The following is a 26,859-nucleotide window of genomic DNA, read 5'->3' on the forward strand; positions in this document are numbered from 1 at the left end:
GGTTAACATATGTAAAGAACGTTATTTATCAAAAAAAGATACAAACACACATTTCATAACCTTAATTTTAAGTTGTACATTTATTGTTGCCTTACTTTTTGAGTTACGATAAAACTTAATATCGTTTCTATGTATAATGTATGTGGAATTTTTGCAGTAACTTAATGTTTTAGCACTAGTCATAATGTTATCAGTAAAATGAGATGCCAGTTTATATAACGATTTTTTTTACTGGACTTATTGCATCAAAATTTTACTAAGACAAGCCTAATGAATAAAATTTATCTATTAGTTTTAATAATTACAAGTGTAGATTAGAAACATAAACTACGTGCTGTAAGTTCTAAAAAAATGATTTTAATTAACTCTTTTGTTACATTTAATTTTTTCTTCCTAGTTTATTCTTTTGACCAATATAAATCCACTTATATTGTTTTGAGGTGCAACGAAATGACCAATTTCAGTCCAGGGAGTTGTGGTGTTGTTCCAAACAGATTGAGAAACGTTAAAACCATAATCAGTACAGCCATTAAGAGAAGCCATTATTTTTTTCCTTGTAGCTCCATAGTAAAAAAGATATAATTTCATAAAACACGGACCTACTTCGCCACCAAAATGCCCCACGTCAAATGAAAAAGAAGAAGAATACCAAGTATTGATGTCTCCTTCATGGCCTATATAACCATTGGGAGTACCAGGAGCGGGAGTACTTATTCTATCTCCTGTGAATTGATTGGAGTAGGTCAAACCATTGGGATAGATATGATAATTAGAATTCAAAATGGCGCTATAGGTACAAACTAAAATTTCATAAATTATAGGGAAAGAGTTTTGTGGAATAGCAATTCGAATAGGGACCGTAGTGGTATTAGTAAAATTAATCATTGCTTCTTCACCCACTGCTAGTAAATAATTGGTCGTTGCATTGCTTAAATCTACACGGCGAAATGTATAAGTTTCGGTTCGCACTGGTCCTGCCACATCCAACATCATCCCTGGCGTAGGGGTTCCTATGCCCACATTTCCATCTATATCTATGATAGCCCTCAGATTGTTGTTAGTTTTTATGATGAAAGGTTGCGCATCTGTTGTTCCTATGAAATTTGCTGGCGTAGTTCCACTATTTCCATGTAAGTTCCAAAATTCTCCCGAATGATCAAACAACCTTTTCCATTTATTGCCATCCCAATAATAAAAACCTTTAGTAACATCATTGATGGTAGATGTATTAAATATCAATAATCCTTCGGCAGGGTTCTGTATAGGTGCCGGATTATTGGTCTGAATTAACGAAATTCTAGGTATCAACAAGCCCTTGTCTGGAAAATCTAAATCTAATGCAGCACTTGAATGTGGAACTGAACCACTTAAATTAATGGACACTTGAGAGAAAAAGTTAATTGCTTTAATCACAAAAATTCCTCCAATTATAAACTTTTTCATAAGCATATTTTTTTAGAATTAAAAGGGGTATGTTCAAATTTACATAAAATTTTTTAAGAATAGAACTCAAGCAAACAAAAGTTATCATGCATGTTTTTTTAATTACTTGAGCATAACTTTTCAAACTCGAATAAAAAACGAACTTTAAAAAATAATTTTTCGTTTTTTTACCATTAAAAGAGCTGAATAAAGTAAAAATAGACAAAAGTCAATTTTTTCATATAAAAAGACGTAACATATTCATTTACAAATTCTGCTCAAACTTTATTTCGATGCATAATTTAAACTTACTGCTTTTTTAGCTCGAATGTAGCAGCGTAGGGAGAAGTAAAAGACCAAATGTGTTTTTCATTTTTTTTTGCATAAAATATCAGATTATTTCCTCTATACAAAATTTTTTTAGGACAAAATATTGATCACTACACACACGAAAAAGTTTATTTTTTCTAAATCTACGTTCTATTTAGTCTGGCAATAAACAATCATTTTTTTGATCTATTAACAAATCACTCTACATTTGATACTTTTAAAAATTTACATATGTTTGTTAACTATCTTGAATTTTATGAAAGAACCAGTCATTTCAGTTTGCATGATTACCTATAATCATGCAAGATTTATTAGAGAAGCTATAGAAAGTATTCTAAATCAAAACATCAATTGCGATTTCGAACTTGTCATAGGCGAGGATTTAAGTACAGATGGTACTCGTGAAATCTGTGAGGATTATCAATCTAAGCATCCTGAGATTATCCGTCTCCTTCCTCAGAAGAAGAGATTGGGGATGTCGAGAAATTTTTTTAGAACTTTGTTAGCATGTCGGGGTAAATACATTGCCATATGCGAAGGAGATGATTATTGGATTGATTCATCAAAATTGCAAAAGCAATTTGAATTGATGGAGAAAAACTCTTTGTATTCAATGTGTTTTCACAATACCATCGTCATAGATGAGATCCATAATCATAAAAAACTTTTTGGTTCTTACCGTCGACGCATGTATGAGGGAAGAGATTTGTTAAAAGAATGGTTGATGGCAACATCAGCGGTTTTTTTTAGAAATGTTTTAAAAGAGCCTTTGCCATATTTCTTCTATCATGCGACCCATCCTGACCTAGTATTATTTTTGTATGTTTCTGATTTTGGACCTATTGCATATATTGATGAAATTATGAGTGTCTATAGAATTCACCATAGTGGTATTACTAAAACCTCTTTCGAAAACAATTTATTGCATTATGTTTGTCACATTAATCAGATAAAACATATGATAGGCTATTGGGGTGAAAAATACAGGCCTTTGCTAAAAAAACGAATGGCAAATTATTATATTTCCACTTCTTATCTTTTCATCAAGGAAAAAAGAAAAGAAAAAGCATTTTTTTTCTTAAAGAAATTTTTATTAACGAAAAAATATACTTTTAATCATTTCATAACTTTGATCAAAATATTTTGGTTTTTACTAACAAAGAGATAAGATGACTAGAAAATCTCTCATATGCATTACAACATGCATGCGCTTACAAGAAGTGAAAAAATATGTACTTCCATACATTGATTTTTGCAATCGTTTCGAGGGTTTTGATTTTTTACTTTCTCTTGATGGCTATGATGTAGAATATCTTGATTTTTGCAAAGAATTTCATATCCCTTTACTTTTTTCAGAAGAACGTGAAGGGGTCGGTATTTCTAAAAACAGAGTCTTGAAAAAATTAGGGAAAAATTATGATTATATTTTTTTTATTGATGATGATGTAGAACTAATGGATGAAACTGTTTTTTTCGATCATATTCGAACGTCGGAAGCATTAAATATACCTCATCTCTCAGCAAAAGTAATTGATAGAAATCCTACCAGGCAAATATACAATAATGAAATTCTAGAAAAAGGCTTTAAAGGAGGAGGGCAATTTAATTTTTTCAAGTCTGAAGTATTACTGAAAATAGGGGGTTGGCATCCATATTTTTCACGTTTTAGAAGGTACGGACATGCCGAACATACGTATCGGTTTTTTCATGCTGAATTTCAAGATTATCCTTTTATAGCTTTACAAAAAACATTTTTAAAAACTTTTGTTCATGATCTTCCTCATGTAACTCAATTGATTGAAGTGCCATTTGTTGATGAATACTTTCATCCAGAGGAATGGAAATTAATCCAGCAAAAATTAACTTTTTATCCTATTGTTACATTGTCTCCTTTTTATTTTTTAGATTACAATCGTTCCTTTAATGAAAAGATTTATGTTTTTTTATCAAAAAACAAAAGAAAAAAATATCCATTCATCCATCAACTTAAAGAAAGACGTAAATGTTTATCTGAACTTTATTTCTTTCACTTTTTAAAGGAGACAAAATTATTTCGACGAATCATGTTGTTTTTTTTGTCATTATTTTTATATCCAGGTAATAACTTAATAAAACATCATGTTAAAACAAGATGGTTTAGAAGAAATAAACATCATAAGCCATGAAAGAGTATCCATTAGTTTCTGTGATTTTACCTTGCTACAATGCAATGCCATATCTTGAAGAAGCTCTCTTGTCTATCATTCATCAAACCTACAAAAACCTTGAAATTATTTGCATTGACGATGGTTCTACGGATGATACTTTTAAGCTTTTAGAATATTATGCTCAAACGGACAAACGAATTAAACTTATTCGAAACGAGCAGAATATGGGTTTAATTCGTACACTCAATAAGGCCATATCATTTTGTAACGGTGAATATATTGCTCGCATGGATGCAGATGACATATCAGCTCCCGTGCGAATTGAAAAAGAGCTAGAGTTCCTTTTAACTCATCCGGAAGTAGATCTAGTCTCGTGTGCATCCTTTTTTATATCTGAAAAAGGTTTACTCGTAGGAATGGATATAATAAGACAGAAAAGTTATTTGGCTAACTATTTTGCTAGTTTCTTTTACACTCCTCACGGACATCCTGAATTACTCTCTAAAAAAAGTGTTTTTATTGATAATCCATATCGTTTTGACACTACTACCATTCATGTAGAGGATTATGAATTATGGGCTAGGCTTTTAAAAATGAAATATCAGTTATGGAACATGGATGAACACCTTCATGCTAGTCGCATCAACCAACAAAGTGTGAGTAGGAAATTCACTGAATTGCAGGATAGTAATTTTATTAACCTTGTTAGGCAACATATTGAATCTTACTTGTCGGTAAAAATACCGAAAGAAATTGCTTATGTCATTTCCAATCGTATGAATTCTGCTGTGGGATTAAACCATTTAATGAAAGGTCTTCAAATCATACGAAATTTTAGAAGATTTTTCTTGGAAAAAGAAAAAATTTCAAGCAAAAAAATAAAGAAAGAAATTAACATTGTTTATTTTTCTCATGTTTATGACATTTGCATTCAGGCTATGAAAAGACTTTCCTTTGCATCTAAATGTTATGCTTTTTTTTATATGTTGTTTAACATTAAAGGTTTGTTTTATGGAAAAATCATTACATACTTACTAAATAAATTTCGCTTCATTTCATATTTAGCTGCTCGAAAGAAATTTAATAGATTGTTCCCATCATATCATGAATATAAAAGATACCTCATCAACGGGTAAGAAAATGCTTATTTTTTTCAAACCATAGATGAAAAACAAAAAAAATCCATATCCTTGCCCATAAGTAATGATGCTTATGTAAGTAATATTTTTCAATTGTCTTTTGAACACAATCGGCTGGTAAATATGGGTTGTCTTTGATGGAATCGGGATGTAAGGTATTCATAATAATTTCTTTAAATTCATGGAAAAACCACATATAAGGAAAAGCAAACCCTTTCTTAGGTCTATCAAATAAGGAGGAAGGAAGATAATTAAATAAAATTTTTTTAAATATGTATTTTGAGATACCATCCTTTTTCTTCAAGGACGGATGAAGCTGATATGCGAATTCAACAATTCTATGATCAAGGATAGGAACTCTAACCTCTAAAGCATATAACATAGATGCACGATCGACTTTTATTAAAAGATCATCTTTTAAATAATAAATCAAATCAAACACAGATTGCCTTTCAACAGGATCTTGAATATTTTGAAGTTCCTCATGATAATGAGGAAGGATATGGATTTTCTCTTTAGGGTACCAATTGGAAATTTCCTTAAGAGAGAAGAAATACTGTTCTTGCGACAAAATGTGGAGAGGAAGAAACACATTAGATGAATAATCAAACATGTGACTAGCTCTTTTGTATCTACTCGGCCCGAAACGAAGTAGAAATGCAAGTAATTTTCTGCTCGTTTTGATCAAAGGATGAGCTAAACGATTTGCCCAATTATAAGCTCCATAACCCCAAAAAAGTTCATCCCCTCCATCTCCACTTAAAACCATCGTAACATGCTCACGAGTTTTTTGTGAAAGAATCATATTGAGAATACCAGCTGAATCAGCAAAAGGCTCATCATAAGTTTCAATATAAGGAGCTAAATAATCAATAATATCATGGCTGTTAACTATGATGGTATGATGATCGGCAGAAAGATGTTTTGCAACTTTTTCGGCAAAAGGAGATTCGTCGAAATTGATGTTTTTAAAACCAATAGAAAAAGTTTTAACCTGTTTGATATGGTGAGATGCTATTGCAGTAACAAGGGAAGAATCTGTTCCTCCACTTAAAAAAACTCCATATGGAACATCGCTTCGAAGTTGCATTGCTACTGCATCATGAAGTAATTCATCTAATTTTACTTGAGCATATTTTTCGTCAGTAATTCTTGGATGATTCATTGAGTCAAATATTGACCAATACTTGTAAAAATTAAGCGTTTTGTTTTGAAACACAGCGTAATAACCTGCAGGAAATTTATAGATGTTGTTGAATATCGTATAGGGTTCTAATGTAAAACCCACATTAAAATATTGTTGTAGAGCGAGGCGATTGATTGAAATGTTTTTTTGAACAAAAGGTAAAACAAGAAGAGCTTTGATTTCAGATGCAAAAGCTAAATTCTCTCCATCCCAGTAGTAATATAAGGGTTTAATCCCTATGCGGTCACGGGCAAGGATTAAAGTATTCTTCTCGCGGTCAAAGATAGCCATGGCAAACATACCATTAAAATGCTGGAAAGCATCAGTATGCAGTAATGAAAACATTTCAATGGCCACCTCGGTATCTGATGATGTTTTGGTTTGAATGCCATATGATTCCGCTAGTTTCTTGTAATTATAAATTTCACCATTAAAGATTCCCACATATCTACCGTTGCCGCTAAACATAGGTTGATTGGCGGATGGGGAAAGATCAATAATACTTAATCTCCGATGACTTAAGTAAAAAGGATGATTGTAAAACAATCCTTCATGATCAGGACCTCGATGTGCTAGTTGGTGAATCATCTTGTGAAGATATGATTTCAAAAGTTCACTATTTTGTTCAGAGAAAAAACCTGCTATTCCGCACATGTGTTTTTGTTTTCTAATACAATAATATAAAAAATATTTGATTTCAATAATCTCATATTAAGTTTTTCAAACCAAAAAAAATTTTGTCAATGTTAATGTTGCGAACGCCATGATGTAAGCGAGGATAGTTGAAAATAAAAAACTAAAAAAAGCCCATTTGAATTTACTGCTTTCTTTGTAAATAGCAAAAAGTACACCCATGCAAGGGGAATAAAGAAGTATAAAAACCAAGAAAGCCAGTGCAGATGGTAGAGTAAACAAATTTTTGATAGAACCCGGCAAGCTTTCATCTTGAGCTTGAGAAGTTATTAAAAGTGTCGAAACTACAATTTCTTTTCCTGCTAGGCCTGCTAGTAAACTTGTAGTGATTTGCCAGTTGAATTGAAGAGGTGCAAATAAAGGTTCAATAAACTTGCCTATTCTTGCCAAATATGATTGTTGGTAATAACTCGTCTCCATTTCTTGATAGATACGGTGCAGCTTAGTTATTAAAGTATCGTTATGGGTTAAGTTAATTATAGAATGTGCGTCAAAAGTTATGTGAGGATTTTGCTTTTTGATTTCATCTAATTTTGAAATAAGATCATATGATGACTCTCTTTTTACAGGAAAATAATGTAAAGCCCAAAGAATGATACTAGCAACGAGAATAACACCACTCATTTTTTTAAGAAACTGAGATGAGCGAAACCACATATGACGCATCAGGGATCGTACGGTTGGTAGTCGGTAAGGAGGAAGCTCCATAACAAATGGAGCATCTTCCTTTGCAAAAAGGGTTTTTCTAAGTATAATTGAAAGAAAAATAGCCATTAGTATCCCCCCCATGTATATAAAAAACAATATCCAATTGCCATAAATTGGGAAAAGAGCCGATATGATAAGCATGTAAACTGGTAATCGGGCACTGCAGGAAAAAAAAGGATTAATAAGCATCGTGATAATTCTATCGGAGGGATTATTAAGAATCCTTGTTGCCGCTATGGCTGGTACGTTACAACCAAAGCCCATCATCATTGGGATGAAAGATTTTCCATGTAACCCAATTTTATGCATGATTTTATCCATGATAAATGCTATACGAGCAAGATAACCAGAGTCTTCAATGAGAGCAATAAAAAAATAGAGGATGAGAATGTTGGGAAAGTAAACTACAACACCTCCAACGCCTTGAATAATTCCGTCCGACAAAAGAGAACGAAACATGGTAGGTGGAAGGATGCTATTGACAAAATCTGTCAAAAAGTCTACACCTAAAATTAAATAGTTTTGAAGCAAGTTTCCGACCTTAAAAGTCATGAAAAACATTAACCAAATAACGAAAACAAAAAAAACATAACCCCATACTTTATGTGTAAGAAAACCATCCAATTGTTCTGTGACATCTTGTTTGTTTGTTTGTTTGTTGTTGAGCACCAGAGTTTCTTTTAATGCACCATGGACAAAACCATATCTTGCCTGAGCGATGAGTGTTTCTGCTGGGGTTGAAAAAGTTTTTTCGATCTTATGTAAAAAATCTCTGCTTTTTTTTAAAATGACAGGGTTGACTAAACGATCAAATAAATGATCTTTTTCAAGAAGCTTAACAGCGATAAATTGAGGGTTAATGGAATGAACGATTTCGGGATCGTTTTCCAGCATGGATTTAAGTTCTTGTATTTTTTCTTCTATTTCGAAAGGGTAGGGAAGTTGAACAGATTTTTTCGCTCTCAGGTTCGGATTTTCATGTATTTCAATGATTCGATCAAGTAATTCTGTCAATCCTTTTTTTTTGGGGCCAATTGTTGGAATGATGGGTACACCTAATAAAGCAGATAAATGTTGATAATCTAGATCATGCTTTTTCTTCAAAAATTCATCCCACATGTTAAGGGCAATAACAAAAGGGATGTCTAATTCAAGAAGCTGAGAAGTAAGGTAAAGATTTCTTTCTAAAGTATTGGCATCAACAACATTGATAATATAATCTGGTGTTTCCCTTAAAAGATACTGAACAACAAATTCTTCTTCGGGTGTAAAAGATGTTAGCGAATACAATCCAGGAAGATCTATAAGATAGATTTGATAATTTTTATGTTTGATATTTGCTTTTTTTGCATCTATAGTAATCCCAGCAAAATTACCCACATGCTCATAAGAATGAGTTAAAAAATTAAAAAGTGTGGTTTTTCCACAATTAGGATTACCTATTAAGGCTACATGAAGTATTTTTGATTGCTCCTCAACTTTGCGTTCAAAGAATTTATCAATAAAAATGGGTTTATGAGATATTTTTTGCCATTCCTGTAAATGAATGTCAATAATGTTTTGATTGGTTAAAACTTCAATCATCATGGCTTCTTTTCTACGTAAGCTTACATGGTAGTTCATAACGAGAAATTCAATAGGATCATGGAGGGGAGCTTCTCTAATTACTTGTACCTTTTGGCCGGGGAGAAAACCCATGTCAAGCAAACGCTTTCTTAAAGTACCGCTGCCTTTTATTCGTGTAATGTAAGCTTCTTCGCCTGTTTTTAACTGATCAAGTGTCATAGTTGAGAAACAAAGCAAAATTACATGTTTATAATTTTAGTAAAGATTAGATAACACATATCATAAACTTGCCCATAGATGATTTGGTATGAAAAAAATGCCAGGATTTTTACCTATTTCAATACTTCCTAATGATGCTTCTTTTTTCAAAGCTTTTGCTGCAGATAAGGTGGTAGCTCTTAACCAGTAAGTTAGATGAATGGAAGGAATATGTTTGAGTAGAAATCGAATCTCATCCCACAAGTTAAGAGACCAGTTGCTTGCTAAACTATCAGTGCCAAGTAATACTTTTTCGAAGCAATAGTGCACAAACATTTCAATAGGAGGAATCTTTTTTTCAATGTAGTAATTCGACCGAGGGCAAAAAACGAACCATGGATCAGAAAAATAATCCAAGAGCCTGATTAGATCTTTTTCGGTGGTGTATGTATTGTGTACGAAAAACACACGCTGATGTCTTGGTAGTAAAGAAATAGCTTTTTCGACCGGATCTTTAAGAACATCTATTTCATACTTACTTTCCATGAAATGAATGGAATAAAATGGTGCATCGACAAGGCGAGGTAAAAGATAATTCCATAAAGCATCAGATAGGCTATAGAGGGAATGAGGAGTAAAAAAAGTTTGTTGGTGAGTGTTACGGTACAGTTGAAATATTTTTTGAGCTTGTTGGATTTTATCTTCTGATTTTTGTGGATCGATTCCAAATATTTCTACCAAATTGGTAAAAAAAGATGACTCTTCAGTTTTAACTTCAAGGTAGGTGTTGCAAATATCAACTATATGATCTATACCATTATGCTTAAAATTCTTTATGGCATTTTGTGCTTTTTCGTTTTTTTCAGTTTCAGATACTGATTGACTATGATTTTTCATGAAATCAATAAAAAAGTGCATCTTTTGAAATGGGGGGATCATATGTTTCATCCATGAATACTCAAGATGTGTATGCATATTTATTAAACCCGGCGTATAAAAGCCATGGCGAAAATTTTTTCGAGAAGTCGAGTCAGGCTGTATGTGAATTATTTTTTGATTTGGCGATTCAAATAGGACTTGAACGTTAGAATGAAATGAGAAACTATAAGGATCAAATAAAAATTCAAACGTTATTTCCTTCATCAGAGGTTTGAAGTTGTTTCAGTTTGTTAGAAATAACACTCACAATAAAAGCAACAAATAAAGTTATGATAAAGGAAACTAAACGTTCACTAATTCCTGTTGATTCTACGAAAAACATTTTCCAAATAACGGTGGTAATTAAACCTGAGTGTAAACTTGCAATGACACCTGCCCCATTGAAAGATTTCCAAAAAAGGAGAAGTAACAGGGCTGGTCCAAAACTTGAGCCGATACCTGACCACGCGTACGATACAAGACCATAGACGGTATCTGTCATGGTAATGCCTGTGAAAAAAGCGAGAAAACCAACCAAGATTATAATAATTCGTACTACCCAGACATTGATTTCTCTATTCTTTTTCAAAAACAGAGGAATGATATCTTCGCTGAGATTAAAACTGCATACCATTAACTGGCTGGCGGCTGTCGACATCATAGCAGAAACAGCACCCGACAGTAAAAGTCCAACCATAAATGGAATAACCAAAAAATTGACCATGAGTGGAAGTATTTTTTCTACATCTTTAAAAAGTAATTGTAATTCTTGTTCAGAGAAGATACGGTTCTGAGCAAATACGTAACCTGCAAGTCCTGTAATAATAATTCCCGCGTATGCTATAATTGTCCATATGGTTGCAACACGTCTTGCTTGAACGACGTTTTTCTTGTCTTTCATGGCAATCATGCGAGCAAGTAGGTGTGGTTGGCCGGTATATCCGAATGCCCAGCTTAAACCGCTAAGAATAAAAACGAATGCTGCCCACCCCTCGTATCCATGGGTTAGTGTACTTATTTCAGGTGGAGCAGCAGCAAGGGATGCTAAAAAATCAATATCTTGAGATGAGAGATAAACTAAAGCGATAATAGGAAGAACGAAAATGGTGATGATCATTAGAATTGCCTGAAAAACATCAACTGCAACTACCGACATGAAACCACCCAGCATCGTATATAACAAAATAATAATTGTTGCTATGATAATTCCAGTTGTCTCGTCAAGGCCAAATGCTATATTGAAAATTTTACCAGCGCCATGGAACTGAGCTGCTATATAAAAAAGAAAGAAAAAAATGAGAATAAGGGAGCTAAAAAACATAATGGGATACTTATGCTCTGGGAAGCGAGAATAGAGGATAGAAGGAATGGTTGTTGCTCCTGTTTCTTCACTTATTTTGCGAAGAGGTTCTGCCATAACCCACCATATAAACAGAATTCCAATCACACACCCTAATGCTACCCAAATGGAACCAAAACCCTCAACAAAGGCATGTCCTGTTAGACCAAGTAGCAGCCAACTTGACTCACCAGCAGCTCTTTCCGACAATGCTAAAGCGAAACCTGGAATTTTTTTTCCCCCAATGACAAAATCTTTGCGATTTCTGACAACAGAGGAAAAATAGCCAGCTAATGCTATGATAATAATTAAATAACCAATAAAAACAGCATTCATGTTGTTTTATTTAAGCGTGACATGAAAGATTCAACATTGATAATGAATCTCGTGTGAGTACCTTTCCCGACCAAGCCCTTGGAATCGCTGACTTCTACATTAAATGTAAGTTTTTTCCCAGCTATTTCTATAAGCTCTGCTCGGCAATAAATAATGTCACCAATCGGTGTTGGTTTAAGATGCTGAATGTGTACTTCACTTCCTACGGTGTTATGACCAGGTTCAAGATAAGGTTCTACCATTTCTAAGCAGGTCTTTTCCATAAAAGCAATCATGGCTGGTGTTGAAAGTACATCTACCAAACCTGAACCATACACACGAGCTGAGTCAGATTCTTCAACTTTTTTGTGAAGAAAATATATGATACCAGGTTGCAACATCTTTTTTCCAAAATTACGAAATTCATAAATTTCTAAGTTCGTTTTGCATGTAAAACGAAAAAGCCCTTGATGCAAGGGCTTTTTCGTTTGTAAAAGTAAATTTCGCTAACCTAGTAACATTATTTGAAAATAATATGCAAAAATACCTCCTATGTAGCCGAGGAAAGCTAACCAAGATATTTTTTTCATATACCAAATGAATTCAATTTTTTCAATTCCCATGGCAGCAACACCAGCAGCTGAGCCAATGATAAGCATACTCCCACCCGTACCAGCTGTATAAGCAAGGTATTCCCAGAAAACTCCATCCTGAACAAAATTAGCCATATACCCTGTGGTTCCGGGATCCATGATGGGATACATTCCCATAGCAGCTGCGACAAGAGGAACGTTGTCAACGATAGCAGAAATAACTCCAATAATCCCTCCTATAATAAATACATCTCCAAAAGTTTTATCTAATAAATGAGATAATTGTATTAAGTGACCAGCACTTTGTAATGCAGCAACTGCCGATAGGATGCCAAGGAAGAAAAGAATGGTTGGTGTATCAATTCTCGAAAGAATACCATGGATGCTTAATTTATCCTCCTCTGGTTTGTTCATATGTAAAATTTCAACAGTGATCCAGATAATGGATAAACTAAATAGCATTCCCATGAAAGGTGGAAGATGTGTAACTGTTTTGAAGATAGGAACAAATATTAATCCCCCTACACCCATGAAAAACATCAAATTTCTCTCCCAATCTTTTAAATTAACTTGATTGGAATGGGAATTCCCTTCTTCCAATTCATTGCTGTTTTCATCATTCGGACGTTCAATGGTTCCTTTTAACATGAACGATAAAATAATGAGTGGTATGAGAAGATTGATAACTGATGGTATGAACAATTTTAAAATTATATTAACTGTGGTAACCTGTCCTCCAATCCATAACATAATTGTAGTTACATCACCGATAGGAGAAAAGGCGCCTCCAGCATTGGCTGCAATGACGATAGTACTTGCGAAATACAATCTGTCTTTGTGATCGTTAATAAGTTTTCTGATTAAAGTCACCATCACAATGGTAGTGGTTAAGTTATCCAAGATAGCCGATAAGAAAAATGTAACAAAGCTAATTAACCATAATAATTTAACTTTATTGGTAGTTTTTATCCTATCGGTAATAATTCTAAAACCTTGATGTTGATCTGTAATTTCAACGATGGTCATGGCTCCCAAAAGAAAGAAAAGAATCTCACCGATTTCACCTAAGTGCTTAATAATTTCGTGTTCGGTTAAAAATTCTTGAATATTTTCATGATTTAAAAGTAAACCAGTGCTTTTGCTAAATTCGTTCCATGCGTGACTCAGATTTAATGTAAAAATGTCGAACGCACCCAGCATATAAAGAACCCACAATAAGGAACCTGTTAAAAGCGCTGAAGCCGCTTTGTTAATTTTCAATGGGTGTTCTAGGGCAATGGCGGTATAGCCCAAAATGAACACGACAATCATAGCCAAATAGAATGCCATATGTGTATTTTTTTGCAAAAGAAAGAAATTTTTTAATTTTAAAGATTTTCGAAAAAAAAACAATTAATGTATTATTACATTTCTATATTTTTGTAATAAAAACAACAAAAAAATGAAATTATATTTTTCTTTTATTACATTCCTGATTTACTCGTTAGTTTACTCACAGATTCAGGAAATTAAACCTATCACTTGCCCTGGAGGAAGTGATGGTGCTTTAATGGTTATTCCTGAGTCAAACCAATCGCCATATACATATTTGTGGTCAAATGGTCAAACAACTCAAGCAATTTGGAACTTGCCTACTGGAACTTATTCTGTTACTGTCACCGATAATGGTGGAAACCAATATGTTTATTCTCATCAACTAAATGAACCACCCGCATTCATTGCTGTAGTGTTAGAACTATTTCCCAATAGTTGCATTGGACATTACGACGGTGGCATCATTTGTATGGTGGGTGGTGGAACGCCAGGCTATAACTATATCTGGCGAAACCTTGAATTTGATTCACTTTATTATAATACTTCATTTATTGTGGGAGTGATAGGTGGTCATTACGAATTAACAGTAATTGATACTTTGGGATGCGTATTTAAAGATACTTTCCTCATTCCTATACTTGACACCGTACAAGTCGATGTTCAGATGAGAGGATATGTTTGCAATGGTGCCATGGATCTTGTTTCGCTTACTGCAACTGAGGCCACTGTAGGTCATTATTTTACATTCGAATGGAACACGGTTCACTCAGGTTATAGAACATTTACTACCAACGATTCTGTTTTTGGTGTAAGTATACCTCTTCTTGCTGGTAATTACACCATAACTGTTACCGACGATCAAACAGGTTGCAAGGCATATGTACCTATCCAAGTCAAAGAAACACAGAGTCCTCTTACAATTCAATACACCAAAGTTGATAATGAATGTTTTGAACTTGCTTCGGGCCGAATAACTTTGTTTATTCATGGTGGAGATCCAGCTCCTGAATATGTTGTAAACTGGGTAGGACCCAATGGTTTTACTGCAACAGGAACTTCTATTTCTAACTTATCTGCGGGAGCTTATCAGTATCAAGTTCGAGATAGTATTGCTTGCACTGTTCAAGGTACTATAACCATATTTCCTTCACCACCTTTTTGCATACCTGACGTTGTTACTCCTAACAACGATGGATTTAATGATGTTTTCGAAATTATCGATCTTTGCAATGTAACTAACATACAACTTTATATTTATGATATGTATGGCAAACTCGTTTACTCCACTACAGATTGTGCTTTCCAATGGAATCCTCTCGATCATGAAGTCATCAATCATACCGTTTATTACTATCATCTTATTTACACATATCAACAGCAGCAATTCGAGAAAAAAGGTTCAATAGACGTCAAATTTTAAAAAGTTGTCAGAATGAGGAAATTATTTATTTTTTGTTTTGTGGTGCAAGTAATAATTGTACGTGCTCAGTTTTCGTTAGGACAATTTAATCCTTATTTTTTTAATGAAGCTCCTGAGTGGCAAAATCCATCATTGTCGCTTCGGAACGGAGTTCCTCAACTTTTTGTGTTTGAGGGTACGAGTATACTGAGTTTTCCACGTCAACCCGTTTTTTATGGTTTAATGACTTCTGCATATTTAGACTACGGCATTGGTTTAGCGGCAAAATTCTATCAACAGCGTGCGGGTTTTTCTCGCAACACAGGTGGTGAATTATCATTTCTTTATCAGCTTCATTTAGCTGGGGAAAAAGATGCTGAAAGAGCAATAAAATTAATCTTTTCTCTTTCTGCAATTGGTGAACAATACCGTTTTATGTATGATCAAGTAAATTCGAACAATCATTTGGATCCTATTTTGCAACAACAAATTGAAAATATTCCATCTTTTAATGGAGCATTTGGCTTATCTCTTGTATCACAGAATTCTTTCTTTCTAGGAATTCATGCCGATAGGCTTATTTCATTCAAGGAAAATTACCTAGACAATCAAATCCAACAACCAATACCTATTTACTTATCGACACAAGGAGGAATACAGAAGACGTTTGGGATGAAGCATATGGTTGGATTAAGAACACTTTTTACTATGGAACTCAAAAACAATCATTTTTATTATGAGGGAAATCTTTTTTATACGTGGAATGGCACTATATCTTTAAGTGCAGGATATCAAAGTTTTCCTGCCATAACATCTTCTTTGTCAGTTAGATTGATGAGTTTTACCTTTGGTTATCAGGCTTCTTTTTCTCCTTGGGCTGATGTAGTCAATAACCAATCTTCTTATATGCTATTATCTCACGGAATTATTCTAAAAAAGCTATTCAATGAACAAAAACCTGTTCGTTAAGTTTGTTTTTTGCATACCTTTTTCGTTTTATGCACAATTTCCTCTTCTTCAGAAGTGGGATAGTCTTTTTAAAACTAATCAAGTTGAAATTATTCGATTATCTCTTAATTCAAAAAATGATGATTTTTCCCCTGTATTTGTCAACAAAAGATTTTTCTTTACCAGTACCAGATACAATCAAAAAACCCCCGAAATCTCACTGAAATGGAATCAGAGAGTTTACGTAGCCGATTCAGATCAGGGAAAAACAGATTTTAATTATTACTTCAATTTCGATGAAAATGTAGCTGTTGCAGGGATTAATGAAAACAACCCCACGCTTTATCTTTATATGCCTTTTGGAAACGGAGATCTTTATGTATCCGAAGAAAAAGAAAAAGGATTAACTCGTCCAAAAAAATTACCTTTTCCTATTAATCATCCTGGTAGTTCGGAGCAATCTATTACGTGGGTCGATGGTTCATATTATTTTTCCACCAATCGGGAAAATGAACAATACGACATTTACAAAGCAACTCAAAAAAACAAAAAAGAATGGTATGTCGAACCTTTAAGCCAAGTAAACTCTTATGCAGATGAAGTCGATGTTCGAATATTTAACAATATACTCTTTTTTTCATCCAATAGGCAAGGGAAGTTCAAGCCCTATTACTATGCAAATGAGACCGTTGGTCTTGTTGATTTTTTACCCGATTCATTCAAAGCTTATGACGTAAGGGATTTTCTTTTGTTAGATAGTGTCTTTTACTTTAGTTCAAACTTGCATGGGAATTTTGATATTTATAAAGGCAAATTAAAGCCCTTACAACCACAACTCATCTCAGAAAAGAAAGATGAAGAAAAGAAAGATGAAGAAAAGAAAGATACTTCTTTAGTTATTTTAGACAACGAACAAAAGAATACCATTGACACTGTTAAAATATCTTCTCTTACAACAAGTTCAGTAAAACCAAAAGATAAATTGACACTTTTGCATGAAAAGCTCGACTCGCTAGGATTGAAACCACCTTATGTCTGTTACGTACAGGTAGGAGCTTATTATGGGCTAAATAATATTGAAGATTTTAAAAGAATTTTTGTAGCTTTTGATACAAGTCAGATTTTTATCGAAAAAGTAGAAACACCGCAAGGAACGTTACATAAGTTTCTCTTACTGCCATCGTATAGCAAATTAGCTGATGCTATTCAGCGTCAGCAAATTGCTCTAAAGCAACAATCAAGTCCAAGAAACAGAAAAAAGACCCAGAGTGATGCTTTTGTAGCACTTTACGATGCCAATCATCAGCGAATAGCCATTTTTGTCAATTACACCAAAGAAGAATTCATCATTCTAATGAATGGTAAAAAAATTAGGTTTTAGTACCTTAGGAAAGATTTGATAATTATTTTGCCGCACCAATATTATCGACTTCGAAACCGTATTTTTTAAGTTCATGAGCATCGTAAATATTTCTACCATCTAAAATGAGAGGACGTCTCATGCGACGAAGAATATCGTTCCAGTTTGGATAACGAAATTCCGTCCATTCAGTAACCAGCAGTAAAGCATCGGTATCGTTGACTGCGGAATACATGTCAGTAGCATACTGTATTTTATCTCCTAAACGTCTTTTTGCTTCATTTATTGCTACTGGATCGTATGCAACGATCTCAGCACCCTCTTGAATCAATCTATTTATGATACGAAGGGATGGTGCTTCACGCATATCGTCTGTGTTCGGCTTGAATGAAAGCCCCCATATTGCAATACGTTTTTTATTAAGATCAGGCCAAAATTTCTTTAATTTCTCTACCAAAATTTCTTTCTGTTTCTCATTAACATTTTCAACAGCTTGAAGGATTTGGAACTGATAACCATACTCGATGCCAGTCTTGATTAGAGCTTTAACATCCTTAGGAAAACAACTACCACCATATCCAACTCCTGAATATAAAAACTTGTTTCCAATGCGGGGGTCACTGCCAATTCCTCGCCTAACCATATTGACATCAGCTCCGACTCTATCACAAAGTGCAGCTATTTCATTCATAAAACTAATTCGAGTAGCTAACATAGCATTAGCTGCATACTTAGTCAGTTCAGCTGAAAGTATGTCCATGAATATGATTGGGTGTCCGTTGAGAGTAAATGGCTTATAGAGTTTTGCCATGATTTCACGAGCTGATTCACTCTCGACTCCAACCACGATTCTATCGGGCTTCATAAAGTCATTAATGGCATCACCTTCCTTTAAAAATTCAGGATTGGATATGATTTCCACATGATACGTTCGATACCTTTTTTGGAGTTCTTCTAGGATAACCTGTTTAACTTTATGACCTGTCCCAACAGGTACGGTACTTTTATTAACCACGTATATGTTTCTTTCAAGATGTTGACCAATAGTTCTAGCAACATTGAGAACATGTGTTAGATCAGCACTTCCATCTTCATCGGGTGGTGTACCTACAGCTATGAAAACAATGTCAAGCGAATTAAGGACTTCAGGTAGGCTCGTCGTAAAATGCAACCTACCTTTGGCAATGTTATTTTGCATCATTTCTTCGAGTCCTCTTTCATAGATAGGGCTTTTGCCTTGTTTCATTAATTCAATTTTTGAAGCATCCACATCGATACATACAGTGTCTATTCCTATTTCAGCAAAACAAGTGCCTGTAACAAGGCCAACATATCCGGTTCCAACAATACCAATTCTCATATATTTTTTTTGCAAACTTAAAACAAAAAAAATGGTTTTATGAAACTTTTTGTAAAAGTAGAAATGTTTCTATGTGGAATGTAAAAGGAAAAAAATCAAAAATATGTATGTAATCAAGTCTATATTTTTGTTGATAAAAAGCAATTAAATCTTTTTGTAAAGAATGCGGGTTACAACTAAGGTAGGCAATTTTATGTGGCTGTAATTGAAAAATAAGTTCTATTGTTTTGTTATCTATTCCTGCTCGTGGCGGATTAAGAAAAATTGCATCAAATTTTCTCGAGTTTTTCCATAACTGATTCAATCTATCATATGTCTTACCCTGCAAAATCTCAGCATCTGGATTATTCAATTTAGCACAAATGACCGAATCAGGATGGTTTTCAACGAGTGTTGTTTGAAATTGATATTTTTTAAAAAAATGTGTGGTTATTCCAATACCACCATAAAGATCGAGAATTTGTGTATGATTTTGAAAATAATCAATGGATATGTTAATAATTACGTTTACCATTCTTTTTTGGTGTTGAGTAAACGTTAGTGGCGAATAGAAAAAACCATCTTCATCTTGACAATATATTGAGCCATGAAGAGTATTAAGTACATTTTTCTGAAATATACGGTTCCCGGTTGAAGGATTAAAGTGAACGTGAAATCCCTGTATTTCCTCTCGGGGTAAATGAGACAAAAAATTTTGACCTAAATATTTCAGAATTTGCTCATTTCTCGTCTCTTTGATCACAAGTACAATCTGATTTTTATGAATTAGTACGTATTTAATGGGTAAACAAATGATGGACTTAAAAGCATTTTGCAAATTAAAAAGGTGAAAATTTATTTTTTTGTCATGCAATAGGCAATAATTTATACTAAAAAAATCATCTTTCCCTTTGAACCCCAGCTCATAGATTCCATTTCGGTAATTTACGTGTAAAAGTGCTTTCTTTCGATAATAAAGTTTTTCATGAGGTAAGGCAGGGTGAAGTTCGGCCCAATTTACGGGAATTTTCATAATTTCTTGCCAGCGAAATAATTTGCTCTTCCAAAGCTCATCATATTTAAATTTGTTGATGAGGCAACTTGGACATCCTGCAGGACATGTAAAAAGGTTTTCGTGATTATTCGTATCTTTGTAAAAATCATCGTATATGTATAGTCCTGAATCCATTCAAAAGATATTTGAAAGTTATGGTGGTATTTTTATGACTCCAGCTTCAAAAATAGCTAAAAAGCTGGAAAATATTAAGGCTTTTCTCTTCGACTGGGATGGTGTTTTCAACAGTGGAAAAAAAGGTGTTGAATTTACCAGCACTTATAGTGAAACCGATGTATTGGGAATCAATCTTTTGAGATTTAGTTATTATTTGCGTTTTAAGTCATTACCATTCATAGCTATCGTCACTAATCTTGTCAATGAATCGGCTTTTCAACTGGCCAAAAGAGAACATTTCAATGCAGTTTATCTAGCAGTGAAAAATAAAAAAGACGCTCTTCATCATATTCAAGAAGTTTTTGAAATACGACCATCGCAAATTGCTTTTATCATGGATGATGTCCTTGATTTGTCGGCCGCTGATGTCACTGGATTAAGTTTCATGGTTGGTCGAAAAGCAAGTCCGTTATTTACTGATTATATCAAAAGAAATGAATTGGTAGATTACATTACTTTTCAACGAGGTGATTTGAATGCCGTTCGAGAACTCTGTGAGCTTATTGTTGGCCTCTCTGGAAATTTTGTACAAACCATACAAGAAAGAGTTAAATTTTCTGAAAACTACGAAGCATATCACGATTTAAAAGAAGAAATTGAAGCTAAATTTTATCATAAAGTGGATAAGAAAATCATTGAAACTATTATCTAATTTTAGCTATGTATGACCTATTGATCGGATCCTCGTTGCTGTTTATCCTGACAACGATAGGTGTTTCTTTCATTTTTTTGAAAGACAGAGGAATATTTTCAAGATCTCATTTGATGTTGTCTGTGTCAGGTGGTATTATGCTTGCAAGTAGTTTTTTAAGTTTACTTTTGCCATCGATCGAAATCTCGAAGCAACTTAATTATGTGCAATGGATTCCTCCAGTTATCGGATTTATCACTGGCATCATTTTCATTCATGTACTCGACAAAATACTACCACACATTCATTTTATAGGATCATCTACCACGCTTGAAGGAGTAAGTTCGAACCTGCATGGTGCATGGCTTTTGTTTTTTGCCATGTTTATTCACAATATTCCTGAAGGTTTAGCAGTGGGAATTGCATATGCTTCTGAAAATATTTTTCACGAAGGTTCTCCATTTAGCCTTGCACTTGGCATAGGCATTCAAGATATTCCAGAGGGTTTTGCTACAGCCATACCTTTGGTTGCTTTAGGATACGATAAGAAAAAAGCATTTTTTTGGGGATGTTTAAGTGGTATTATTGAGTTTTTTTCAAGCTTATTTGGTTTTGCTCTCATTCAACATGTTTCCTATTTGTTACCTTTTGCATTATCATTTGCAGCTGGTGCAATGATATACGTGGTGGTAGAAGAAATCATTCCCCAGGCTCAAAAAGGACAACACAACGACCATGTTACATTATTTCTCTTGGGTGGCTTCATAGTCATGATGATATTGGATTTAAGTTTATGAAATGGCTATTAATTCTTATGCAAGTAACCATGTTATTTTACTCATGCAAAAGAGTAGAGAGGAAATTTGATCAATACGGAAATATTTTGTACGAAATAACCTTTCGCGGATCAAAGAAAAATGGCAAAGCAACGTATTACTATCCCAATGGTAATGTTAAAGTTTTGTGTACGTACCGGAATGATATGCTAGATGGTTTGTATCAATCGTTCTATCCTGATAAAAAACTACAAGAAAAAACCATGTATAAGGCAGGAAAGAAACATGGCTTGAGTGAGATATATGACGAAAGCGGCAATATACAGATTAGAGCTCAATATCATAACGATACACTTCACGGAATATACGAAGAGTATTATCCCAACGGTCGAATAAAATTAAAAGCTTCATATAAAAATGGAAAATTTGATGGAAAATGGACTTTCTTTGATAGAGCAGGAAATATTACAGGCTTTGCATTTTTTGTCGAAGGAAATGGGAAGATGGTAAGCTACTATACTGGAACTCAAAAAATAAGATTAATTGTTCATTATAAGAACAATCAGAAAGATTCAATAGAAGAACATTACGATCAATGGGGTAGAGTAGCGAAAAAAATATGGTATCAGGCTGGTAGAATTATTAAAACAGAACAATATGATTAAACCATGGAAAGAAATTAATCTTGAGAATTTTATCATTCAACTTGAATGGCTTATCCAGGCTGCGAAGACTGCACCTAAAGCACGTGGATTGGATCAGCTTCAGTATGTTCTTGTCTATGGAGAAGACTTAGAAATTCTTTCAGCTGAAATGGAGAAAATAGCTCAAGAATATAATCTTGCCTTTTTCAGTAGAGATGCTCAAAATATTCGTCATTCTCAAGCTGTAATCTTGATCGGGACTTCGAATGTGCCTAAAAACATAAATTGCCATTATTGTGGTTTTAAATGCAGTGAAAAGCCCGAAAAAATCGCATGTGTGATGAATGTTACTGATTTGGGTATAGCTATCGGATCTATGGTCTCACTGGCTTCTACTTTTCATATTGATAATCGCATTATGTATTCGGCGGGTAAAGCTGCACTTCAACTAGGCTGGCTTCCCGGTGCAACACTGGCTTTTGCTATTCCTTTTAGCGTTTCACAAAAAAGTATTTATTTTGACAGAAAATAATTCAATCATGAAATTCGAACTGAACCATAAAATAGAAGAAATTCAGGGCTACGAATCGATAAGTGTGAAGGAATTGCTTGAACAAAAAAAATTTAGTTTTAAATTATTGGTAGTTAAAATCAATGGAAAATTGGTGCCTCGTGAAGCTTATGAACATACGTATATTCACGATGGTGACAAAGTCATGGTTCTGCATTTAATTAGCGGAGGATAATCTTTTTTATTTTTGCAAAAAATTTTACTCTTGGCTGCAAAGAAAAAGAAATATAAACGAATTGAGTTTAGTTTGTCCAGAAAGCAGTACGAAGAATTTCTTAGGTTTTGCCGATTCAAGCGTATAACTCCTCGTAAGTTTCTTAAAAAAATAATTCAAAATAATATTGATGGCAGTGAAACTAAAAAAGAAATAGTACCCGTTAAAAGTTCTCGACAGCTTTCACTCTTTGAATAATCTCATCAATTGTAAAAATTAATTACTTTTGGAAAAAGTTTATCCATGAAACGAGATGAAGTCATATTCAATTTAATTGAACAAGAGAAACAAAGACAGTTACATGGAATTGAGTTGATTGCATCTGAAAATTTTGTCAGCGATCAAGTTCTTCAGGCAATGGGATCTGTTCTGACCAATAAATATGCAGAAGGGTATCCAGGAAAAAGATATTATGGTGGTTGCCAGATTGTTGATCAAACAGAACAATTGGCTATAGACAGGTTAAAAGAACTATTTGGTGCAGAATATGCTAACGTGCAACCTCATAGTGGCGCTCAAGCAAATGCGGCGGTTTTCTTTGCTTGTCTCAAGCCAGGTGACAAATTTTTAGGTTTAGACTTATCTCATGGTGGTCATTTATCTCATGGTTCTCCTGTAAATCTTTCAGGAATTTTGTATCAACCTATACCATACCATGTGAATCAGGAAACAGGACTGGTCGATTATGATGAACTTGAAAAGTTAGCTTTTGAGCATCGACCAAAACTTATCATGGTTGGAGCTTCGGCATATAGTCGTGACTGGGATTATGCCCGGGTTAGAAAAGTAGCCGATGAAATAGGAGCTATACTCGTGGCCGACATTGCTCATCCAGCTGGTCTGATAGCTTCAAAACTTCTCAATGATCCACTTAAGTACTGTCACATCGTTACTTCGACTACTCATAAAACACTTCGCGGGCCTCGGGGTGGAATCATTATGATGGGCAAAGATTTTCCCAATCCTTGGGGATTAACCAACAATAAAGGCGAGGTCAAAATGATGTCAGAAGTAATCAACTCAGCTGTATTTCCTGGGCAGCAAGGTGGGCCTTTGGAACATGTAATTGCTGCTAAAGCTGTTGCATTTTATGAAGCATTACAACCTGAGTTTAAGCAATATGCCGAGCAAGTGCGTAAGAATGCTCAAGCTATGTGTAAAGCCTTTATTGAAAAAGGTTATCATGTGGTAAGTGGTGGAACAGATAACCACTTAATGTTGATCGACCTAAGGCCAAAGTTCCCTGATATTTCAGGGAAAAAAGCTGAAAATACTCTGGTTCAAGCAGACATCACGATAAATAAAAACATGGTTCCATTTGATAATCGCAGTCCATTTCTTGCTTCAGGAATACGTGTAGGAACACCTGCTGTAACTACCAGAGGACTAACAGAGGAACATATGCATGTAATCGTGGATCTGATCGATAAAGTTTTATCGGACATCGATAATGTTAATGTCATCGATCATGTAAGAAAAGAAGTTAACCAACTTATGTCCAAATTTCCATTATTTGCATGGTGATATGATGAATAAAGAAAAAATTTTGTTCATAGCTCGTCATGCCAAGGCAGAGCAAGCACATGATGGCATTAATGATTTTGATAGAAAACTTTTACCAGAGGGAATACAACGAACTGAAAAAATTGCACATAAGCTTCTTTCATTAAATATGAGGCCAGACTTAATAGTAAGCAGTCCTTCTGTTAGAACGTTGGAAACTGCAAAAATATTTGCCAAATTTTTTGCTCTGTCCGAGAATGAAATCGTTACACATCAAACTCTATATGATGGCACAACCAATGATTATTTTGATGCAATCTATGCATTGCCAGACAATTTTAGTAAAGTCATGATAGTAGGGCATAACCCAATGGTTTCAGAACTTGCTTCATTTTTTAATAAAAAAATTGAACCACTCCCCACCAGTGGGGTGGTTGTCCTTGAGTCCCAATCATCTTTTTGGTTTGAGTTTGTAATTAAATTTGTTCGAGTAAGGAAAGTACTATTCCCAAAAAAGCTATAAAGCATGCCAGGGTCATTACCATACATAAATCGTGAACTAAGTTGGCTAGATTTCAATGAACGGGTCTTGCAGGAAGCAGAAAACCCAGAAATACCCTTATTCGAAAGAATAAAATTTATTGGTATTTTTTCAAATAACCAAGATGAATTTTTTCGCGTTAGAGTTGCTACTTTAAAACGAATTATTGAATTTCGGCGAAAATCAGAATACGAATATTACAAAATTTTTAATCCTAATCAGGTTTTAAAACAAATCAATAAACGAATTCAGGAACAACAAGAGAGATTAACCAAACTTTATCATCAACTTTTTGATGAGTTAAAAAGGCATAATATTCACATTATCAATGAGAAACAGATAAAACATCCAGAGCACCATGAGTATATTCGGAATTACATGAAAAACACTGTACGTACTTATATTTTTCCGATTATGATGTCATGTTATCAGGCTCAATGGACTCTCAGAGATAATTCAATTTATCTTGCTATAGAACTTATTGGAGATGAAAAGAAAGAATATGCATTGATCGAAGTGCCAAGTGATGTTTTGGGAAGGTTTGTGGTGTTACCCGAGGTGGAAGGTAACAAATATATTATGTTTCTGGATGATGTTATTCGATATGGGTTGAAGGATATATTCAAAATGTTTGATTATCATACATTTAACACATACACTATTAAATTTACTAGGGATGCTGAACTTGAGATTGATAATGACATTTCCAAAAGTTTCATGGAACTTATCAGTGAAAGTCTTAAAAAACGCAAGACAGGACGTGCAGTAAGATTTGTTGTGGACAGACAAATACCGTCTCAAATGCTGACTTTTTTTCTTAATCGGCTAGGTCTAAAAAAAGACGATACTATTGTTTACGGAGATAGATACCATAACCTCAAGGATTTAATGAATTTTCCTGATTTAGGAATGAATCATCTTCAGTATTATCCACTCAATCCACTTACACACCCACGACTAGAGACGTGCAAGAGCATATTTGCAGAAATTTCTAAAAAAGACGTTTACTTACATTTTCCGTATCATAGTTTTCAGTACGTGTTAGACGTATTACGGGAGGCATCTATAGATCCCCAGGTAAGGAGCATCAAAATGACTATCTATCGCACTGGGAAAGTATCTAATGTAATTAATGCTCTCATTAATGCTGCTAGAAATGGTAAAAAAGTAACCGTTTTCATGGAATTGCAAGCGCGTTTTGATGAAGAAAACAACATTTATTGGAGTAAACGCTTGCAGGAAGAAGGTGTAAGAGTGATTCAAAGTATTCCCGGACTGAAAGTTCATTCAAAGCTCATTCTTATTAAACGATTGGAAGAAAAGAAGATCGTGTTTTATTCCTTCATTGGAACAGGGAATTTTAATGAAATAACATCAAAAGTATACTCAGATGTATTCATTTTTACTAAAAATCAGGCCCTTGGAAAAGAAATAGAAAACGTGTTTGAAATGTTTGAAGCCAGTTACAGACCATTTACCTTTAAGAAGATTGTTGTTTCACCCTTAAACACTCGACGGTTCGTTTTTCAAATTTTTGACAAACTTATAGAAGCAAAAAATAAAGGCTTAGATGTTGAAATTATCGTGAAACTCAATAACCTGGTAGATGAACAAATAGCTCATAAAATTTACGAAGCCGCACAATACGACATACCTATGTATTTTATCATACGTAGTATGTGCGTCATAAGCCCAATAAATGAAAATCTTCGTGTGATCAGCATTGTAGGTAGATTTCTCGAGCATAGTAGAATTATTTATTATCGCATAGAAGATAAAGATTACATGTATATTACCTCTGCCGCTGTCTCTTATACACATCTGACGCTGCCGA

General features: G+C 34.1%; 23 protein-coding genes. 14 read left to right on the top strand and 9 right to left on the bottom strand.

Features of this window, described 5'->3' with window-relative positions; all coding sequences use genetic code 11:
• Positions 1–393 precede the first annotated feature (393 nt).
• Positions 394–1,443: a hypothetical protein gene (locus tag N2Z72_02925; protein ID MCX7696631.1), complete on the bottom strand. Its 1,050-nt coding sequence runs from the start codon at positions 1,441–1,443 to the stop codon at positions 394–396.
• A gap of 565 nt (positions 1,444–2,008) precedes the next feature.
• Here N2Z72_02925 and N2Z72_02930 point away from each other — a divergent pair.
• Genes N2Z72_02930 through N2Z72_02940 form a run of 3 tightly spaced genes read left to right on the top strand, consistent with a single transcriptional unit; the run spans position 2,009 to position 5,035 of the window.
• Positions 2,009–2,920 carry a glycosyltransferase gene (locus N2Z72_02930; GenBank protein ID MCX7696632.1) on the top strand — a complete coding sequence of 304 codons (912 nt, stop codon included), beginning with the start codon at positions 2,009–2,011 and terminating at the stop codon, positions 2,918–2,920.
• A gap of 1 nt (position 2,921) precedes the next feature.
• Positions 2,922–3,917, top strand: coding sequence for a hypothetical protein (locus N2Z72_02935; protein ID MCX7696633.1), 996 nt, complete (start codon positions 2,922–2,924; stop codon positions 3,915–3,917).
• Positions 3,914–5,035: a glycosyltransferase family 2 protein gene (locus N2Z72_02940; GenBank protein MCX7696634.1), complete on the top strand. Its 1,122-nt coding sequence runs from the start codon at positions 3,914–3,916 to the stop codon at positions 5,033–5,035. Before N2Z72_02935 ends, N2Z72_02940 begins: the two co-directional genes overlap by 4 nt.
• Here N2Z72_02940 and asnB read toward each other — a convergent pair.
• The 6 genes from asnB to nhaD all read right to left on the bottom strand — a co-directional run bounded on the left by asnB (position 5,025) and on the right by nhaD (position 13,883).
• Positions 5,025–6,878, bottom strand: coding sequence for an asparagine synthase (glutamine-hydrolyzing) (gene asnB, locus N2Z72_02945; GenBank protein ID MCX7696635.1), 1,854 nt, complete (start codon positions 6,876–6,878; stop codon positions 5,025–5,027). The genes N2Z72_02940 and asnB overlap by 11 nt on opposite strands.
• Positions 6,879–6,944: 66 nt before the next feature.
• The gene (feoB, locus tag N2Z72_02950; GenBank protein MCX7696636.1) at positions 6,945–9,410 is read right to left on the bottom strand and encodes a ferrous iron transport protein B; all 2,466 of its coding nucleotides are present in this window, start codon (positions 9,408–9,410) and stop codon (positions 6,945–6,947) included.
• A 60-nt stretch (positions 9,411–9,470) separates the two neighbouring features.
• Positions 9,471–10,532: an amidohydrolase family protein gene (locus N2Z72_02955; protein ID MCX7696637.1), complete on the bottom strand. Its 1,062-nt coding sequence runs from the start codon at positions 10,530–10,532 to the stop codon at positions 9,471–9,473.
• On the bottom strand, positions 10,513–11,982 hold the full coding sequence (locus N2Z72_02960) for a sodium/proline symporter (GenBank protein MCX7696638.1): 1,470 nt from the start codon (positions 11,980–11,982) through the stop codon (positions 10,513–10,515). The genes N2Z72_02955 and N2Z72_02960 overlap by 20 nt, the downstream gene beginning before the upstream one ends.
• Positions 11,979–12,362 carry a thioesterase family protein gene (locus tag N2Z72_02965; protein ID MCX7696639.1) on the bottom strand — a complete coding sequence of 128 codons (384 nt, stop codon included), beginning with the start codon at positions 12,360–12,362 and terminating at the stop codon, positions 11,979–11,981. Before N2Z72_02965 ends, N2Z72_02960 begins: the two co-directional genes overlap by 4 nt.
• Before the next feature lie 105 nt (positions 12,363–12,467).
• Positions 12,468–13,883 (bottom strand): sodium:proton antiporter NhaD, encoded by a 1,416-nt coding sequence (gene nhaD, locus N2Z72_02970; GenBank protein MCX7696640.1) that lies wholly within the window; start codon positions 13,881–13,883, stop codon positions 12,468–12,470.
• Between the two features lie 112 nt (positions 13,884–13,995).
• Between nhaD and N2Z72_02975 the strand changes: the two genes are divergently transcribed.
• The 3 genes from N2Z72_02975 to N2Z72_02985 are packed head-to-tail and all read left to right on the top strand — an operon-like array spanning position 13,996 to position 17,596.
• Positions 13,996–15,288, top strand: coding sequence for a gliding motility-associated C-terminal domain-containing protein (locus N2Z72_02975; GenBank protein ID MCX7696641.1), 1,293 nt, complete (start codon positions 13,996–13,998; stop codon positions 15,286–15,288).
• Between the two features lie 12 nt (positions 15,289–15,300).
• The gene (locus N2Z72_02980; protein ID MCX7696642.1) at positions 15,301–16,236 is read left to right on the top strand and encodes a type IX secretion system membrane protein PorP/SprF; all 936 of its coding nucleotides are present in this window, start codon (positions 15,301–15,303) and stop codon (positions 16,234–16,236) included.
• Positions 16,214–17,596: a hypothetical protein gene (locus N2Z72_02985; protein MCX7696643.1), complete on the top strand. Its 1,383-nt coding sequence runs from the start codon at positions 16,214–16,216 to the stop codon at positions 17,594–17,596. Before N2Z72_02980 ends, N2Z72_02985 begins: the two co-directional genes overlap by 23 nt.
• Positions 17,597–17,618: 22 nt before the next feature.
• Here N2Z72_02985 and N2Z72_02990 read toward each other — a convergent pair whose 3' ends face one another.
• Positions 17,619–18,935, bottom strand: coding sequence for a UDP-glucose/GDP-mannose dehydrogenase family protein (locus N2Z72_02990; protein ID MCX7696644.1), 1,317 nt, complete (start codon positions 18,933–18,935; stop codon positions 17,619–17,621).
• Positions 18,936–18,972: 37 nt separating this feature from the next.
• Positions 18,973–20,103, bottom strand: a complete 1,131-nt coding sequence (locus N2Z72_02995) for a hypothetical protein (protein MCX7696645.1) — start codon at positions 20,101–20,103, stop codon at positions 18,973–18,975.
• On the opposite strand from N2Z72_02995, the gene N2Z72_03000 reads away from it, so the two are divergent.
• The 8 genes from N2Z72_03000 to ppk1 all read left to right on the top strand — a co-directional run.
• Positions 20,084–20,797 (top strand): hypothetical protein, encoded by a 714-nt coding sequence (locus N2Z72_03000; protein MCX7696646.1) that lies wholly within the window; start codon positions 20,084–20,086, stop codon positions 20,795–20,797. The genes N2Z72_02995 and N2Z72_03000 overlap by 20 nt on opposite strands.
• Before the next feature lie 8 nt (positions 20,798–20,805).
• Positions 20,806–21,573 carry a ZIP family metal transporter gene (locus tag N2Z72_03005; GenBank protein ID MCX7696647.1) on the top strand — a complete coding sequence of 256 codons (768 nt, stop codon included), beginning with the start codon at positions 20,806–20,808 and terminating at the stop codon, positions 21,571–21,573.
• Positions 21,570–22,217, top strand: coding sequence for a toxin-antitoxin system YwqK family antitoxin (locus N2Z72_03010; protein ID MCX7696648.1), 648 nt, complete (start codon positions 21,570–21,572; stop codon positions 22,215–22,217). The genes N2Z72_03005 and N2Z72_03010 overlap by 4 nt, the downstream gene beginning before the upstream one ends.
• Complete coding sequence (locus N2Z72_03015; GenBank protein ID MCX7696649.1) at positions 22,210–22,728, top strand: DUF2148 domain-containing protein; 519 nt, start codon at positions 22,210–22,212, stop codon at positions 22,726–22,728. Before N2Z72_03010 ends, N2Z72_03015 begins: the two co-directional genes overlap by 8 nt.
• Before the next feature lie 7 nt (positions 22,729–22,735).
• Positions 22,736–22,942 (top strand): sulfur carrier protein ThiS, encoded by a 207-nt coding sequence (gene thiS, locus N2Z72_03020; GenBank protein MCX7696650.1) that lies wholly within the window; start codon positions 22,736–22,738, stop codon positions 22,940–22,942.
• 282 nt (positions 22,943–23,224) lie between these two features.
• Entirely contained in the window at positions 23,225–24,505 is a 1,281-nt protein-coding gene (locus N2Z72_03025; GenBank protein ID MCX7696651.1) for a serine hydroxymethyltransferase, read from the top strand.
• A gap of 4 nt (positions 24,506–24,509) precedes the next feature.
• A complete protein-coding gene (locus N2Z72_03030) occupies positions 24,510–25,007 on the top strand; it encodes a histidine phosphatase family protein (protein ID MCX7696652.1) in 498 nt (165 codons plus the stop codon).
• A gap of 3 nt (positions 25,008–25,010) precedes the next feature.
• Positions 25,011–26,859: polyphosphate kinase 1 (gene ppk1 / locus N2Z72_03035; GenBank protein MCX7696653.1), on the top strand; the 1,849-nt coding region annotated here is incomplete at its 3' end.

Source organism: Bacteroidales bacterium, from assembly GCA_026418905.1.
Taxonomy (GTDB): Bacteria; Bacteroidota; Bacteroidia; order Bacteroidales; family DTU049; genus JAOAAK01.

Coding starts and splice junctions, on each gene's coding strand:
- N2Z72_02925 (MCX7696631.1), bottom strand. CDS start 1,443: ATGAAAAAGTTTATAATTGGAGGAATTTTTGTGATTAAAGCAATTAAC.
- N2Z72_02930 (MCX7696632.1), top strand. CDS start 2,009: ATGAAAGAACCAGTCATTTCAGTTTGCATGATTACCTATAATCATGCA.
- N2Z72_02935 (MCX7696633.1), top strand. CDS start 2,922: ATGACTAGAAAATCTCTCATATGCATTACAACATGCATGCGCTTACAA.
- N2Z72_02940 (MCX7696634.1), top strand. CDS start 3,914: ATGAAAGAGTATCCATTAGTTTCTGTGATTTTACCTTGCTACAATGCA.
- asnB (MCX7696635.1), bottom strand. CDS start 6,878: ATGTGCGGAATAGCAGGTTTTTTCTCTGAACAAAATAGTGAACTTTTG.
- feoB (MCX7696636.1), bottom strand. CDS start 9,410: ATGACACTTGATCAGTTAAAAACAGGCGAAGAAGCTTACATTACACGA.
- N2Z72_02955 (MCX7696637.1), bottom strand. CDS start 10,532: ATGAAGGAAATAACGTTTGAATTTTTATTTGATCCTTATAGTTTCTCA.
- N2Z72_02960 (MCX7696638.1), bottom strand. CDS start 11,982: ATGAATGCTGTTTTTATTGGTTATTTAATTATTATCATAGCATTAGCT.
- N2Z72_02965 (MCX7696639.1), bottom strand. CDS start 12,362: ATGTTGCAACCTGGTATCATATATTTTCTTCACAAAAAAGTTGAAGAA.
- nhaD (MCX7696640.1), bottom strand. CDS start 13,883: ATGGCATTCTATTTGGCTATGATTGTCGTGTTCATTTTGGGCTATACC.
- N2Z72_02975 (MCX7696641.1), top strand. CDS start 13,996: ATGAAATTATATTTTTCTTTTATTACATTCCTGATTTACTCGTTAGTT.
- N2Z72_02980 (MCX7696642.1), top strand. CDS start 15,301: ATGAGGAAATTATTTATTTTTTGTTTTGTGGTGCAAGTAATAATTGTA.
- N2Z72_02985 (MCX7696643.1), top strand. CDS start 16,214: ATGAACAAAAACCTGTTCGTTAAGTTTGTTTTTTGCATACCTTTTTCG.
- N2Z72_02990 (MCX7696644.1), bottom strand. CDS start 18,935: ATGAGAATTGGTATTGTTGGAACCGGATATGTTGGCCTTGTTACAGGC.
- N2Z72_03000 (MCX7696646.1), top strand. CDS start 20,084: ATGTATAGTCCTGAATCCATTCAAAAGATATTTGAAAGTTATGGTGGT.
- N2Z72_02995 (MCX7696645.1), bottom strand. CDS start 20,103: ATGGATTCAGGACTATACATATACGATGATTTTTACAAAGATACGAAT.
- N2Z72_03005 (MCX7696647.1), top strand. CDS start 20,806: ATGTATGACCTATTGATCGGATCCTCGTTGCTGTTTATCCTGACAACG.
- N2Z72_03010 (MCX7696648.1), top strand. CDS start 21,570: ATGAAATGGCTATTAATTCTTATGCAAGTAACCATGTTATTTTACTCA.
- N2Z72_03015 (MCX7696649.1), top strand. CDS start 22,210: ATGATTAAACCATGGAAAGAAATTAATCTTGAGAATTTTATCATTCAA.
- thiS (MCX7696650.1), top strand. CDS start 22,736: ATGAAATTCGAACTGAACCATAAAATAGAAGAAATTCAGGGCTACGAA.
- N2Z72_03025 (MCX7696651.1), top strand. CDS start 23,225: ATGAAACGAGATGAAGTCATATTCAATTTAATTGAACAAGAGAAACAA.
- N2Z72_03030 (MCX7696652.1), top strand. CDS start 24,510: ATGAATAAAGAAAAAATTTTGTTCATAGCTCGTCATGCCAAGGCAGAG.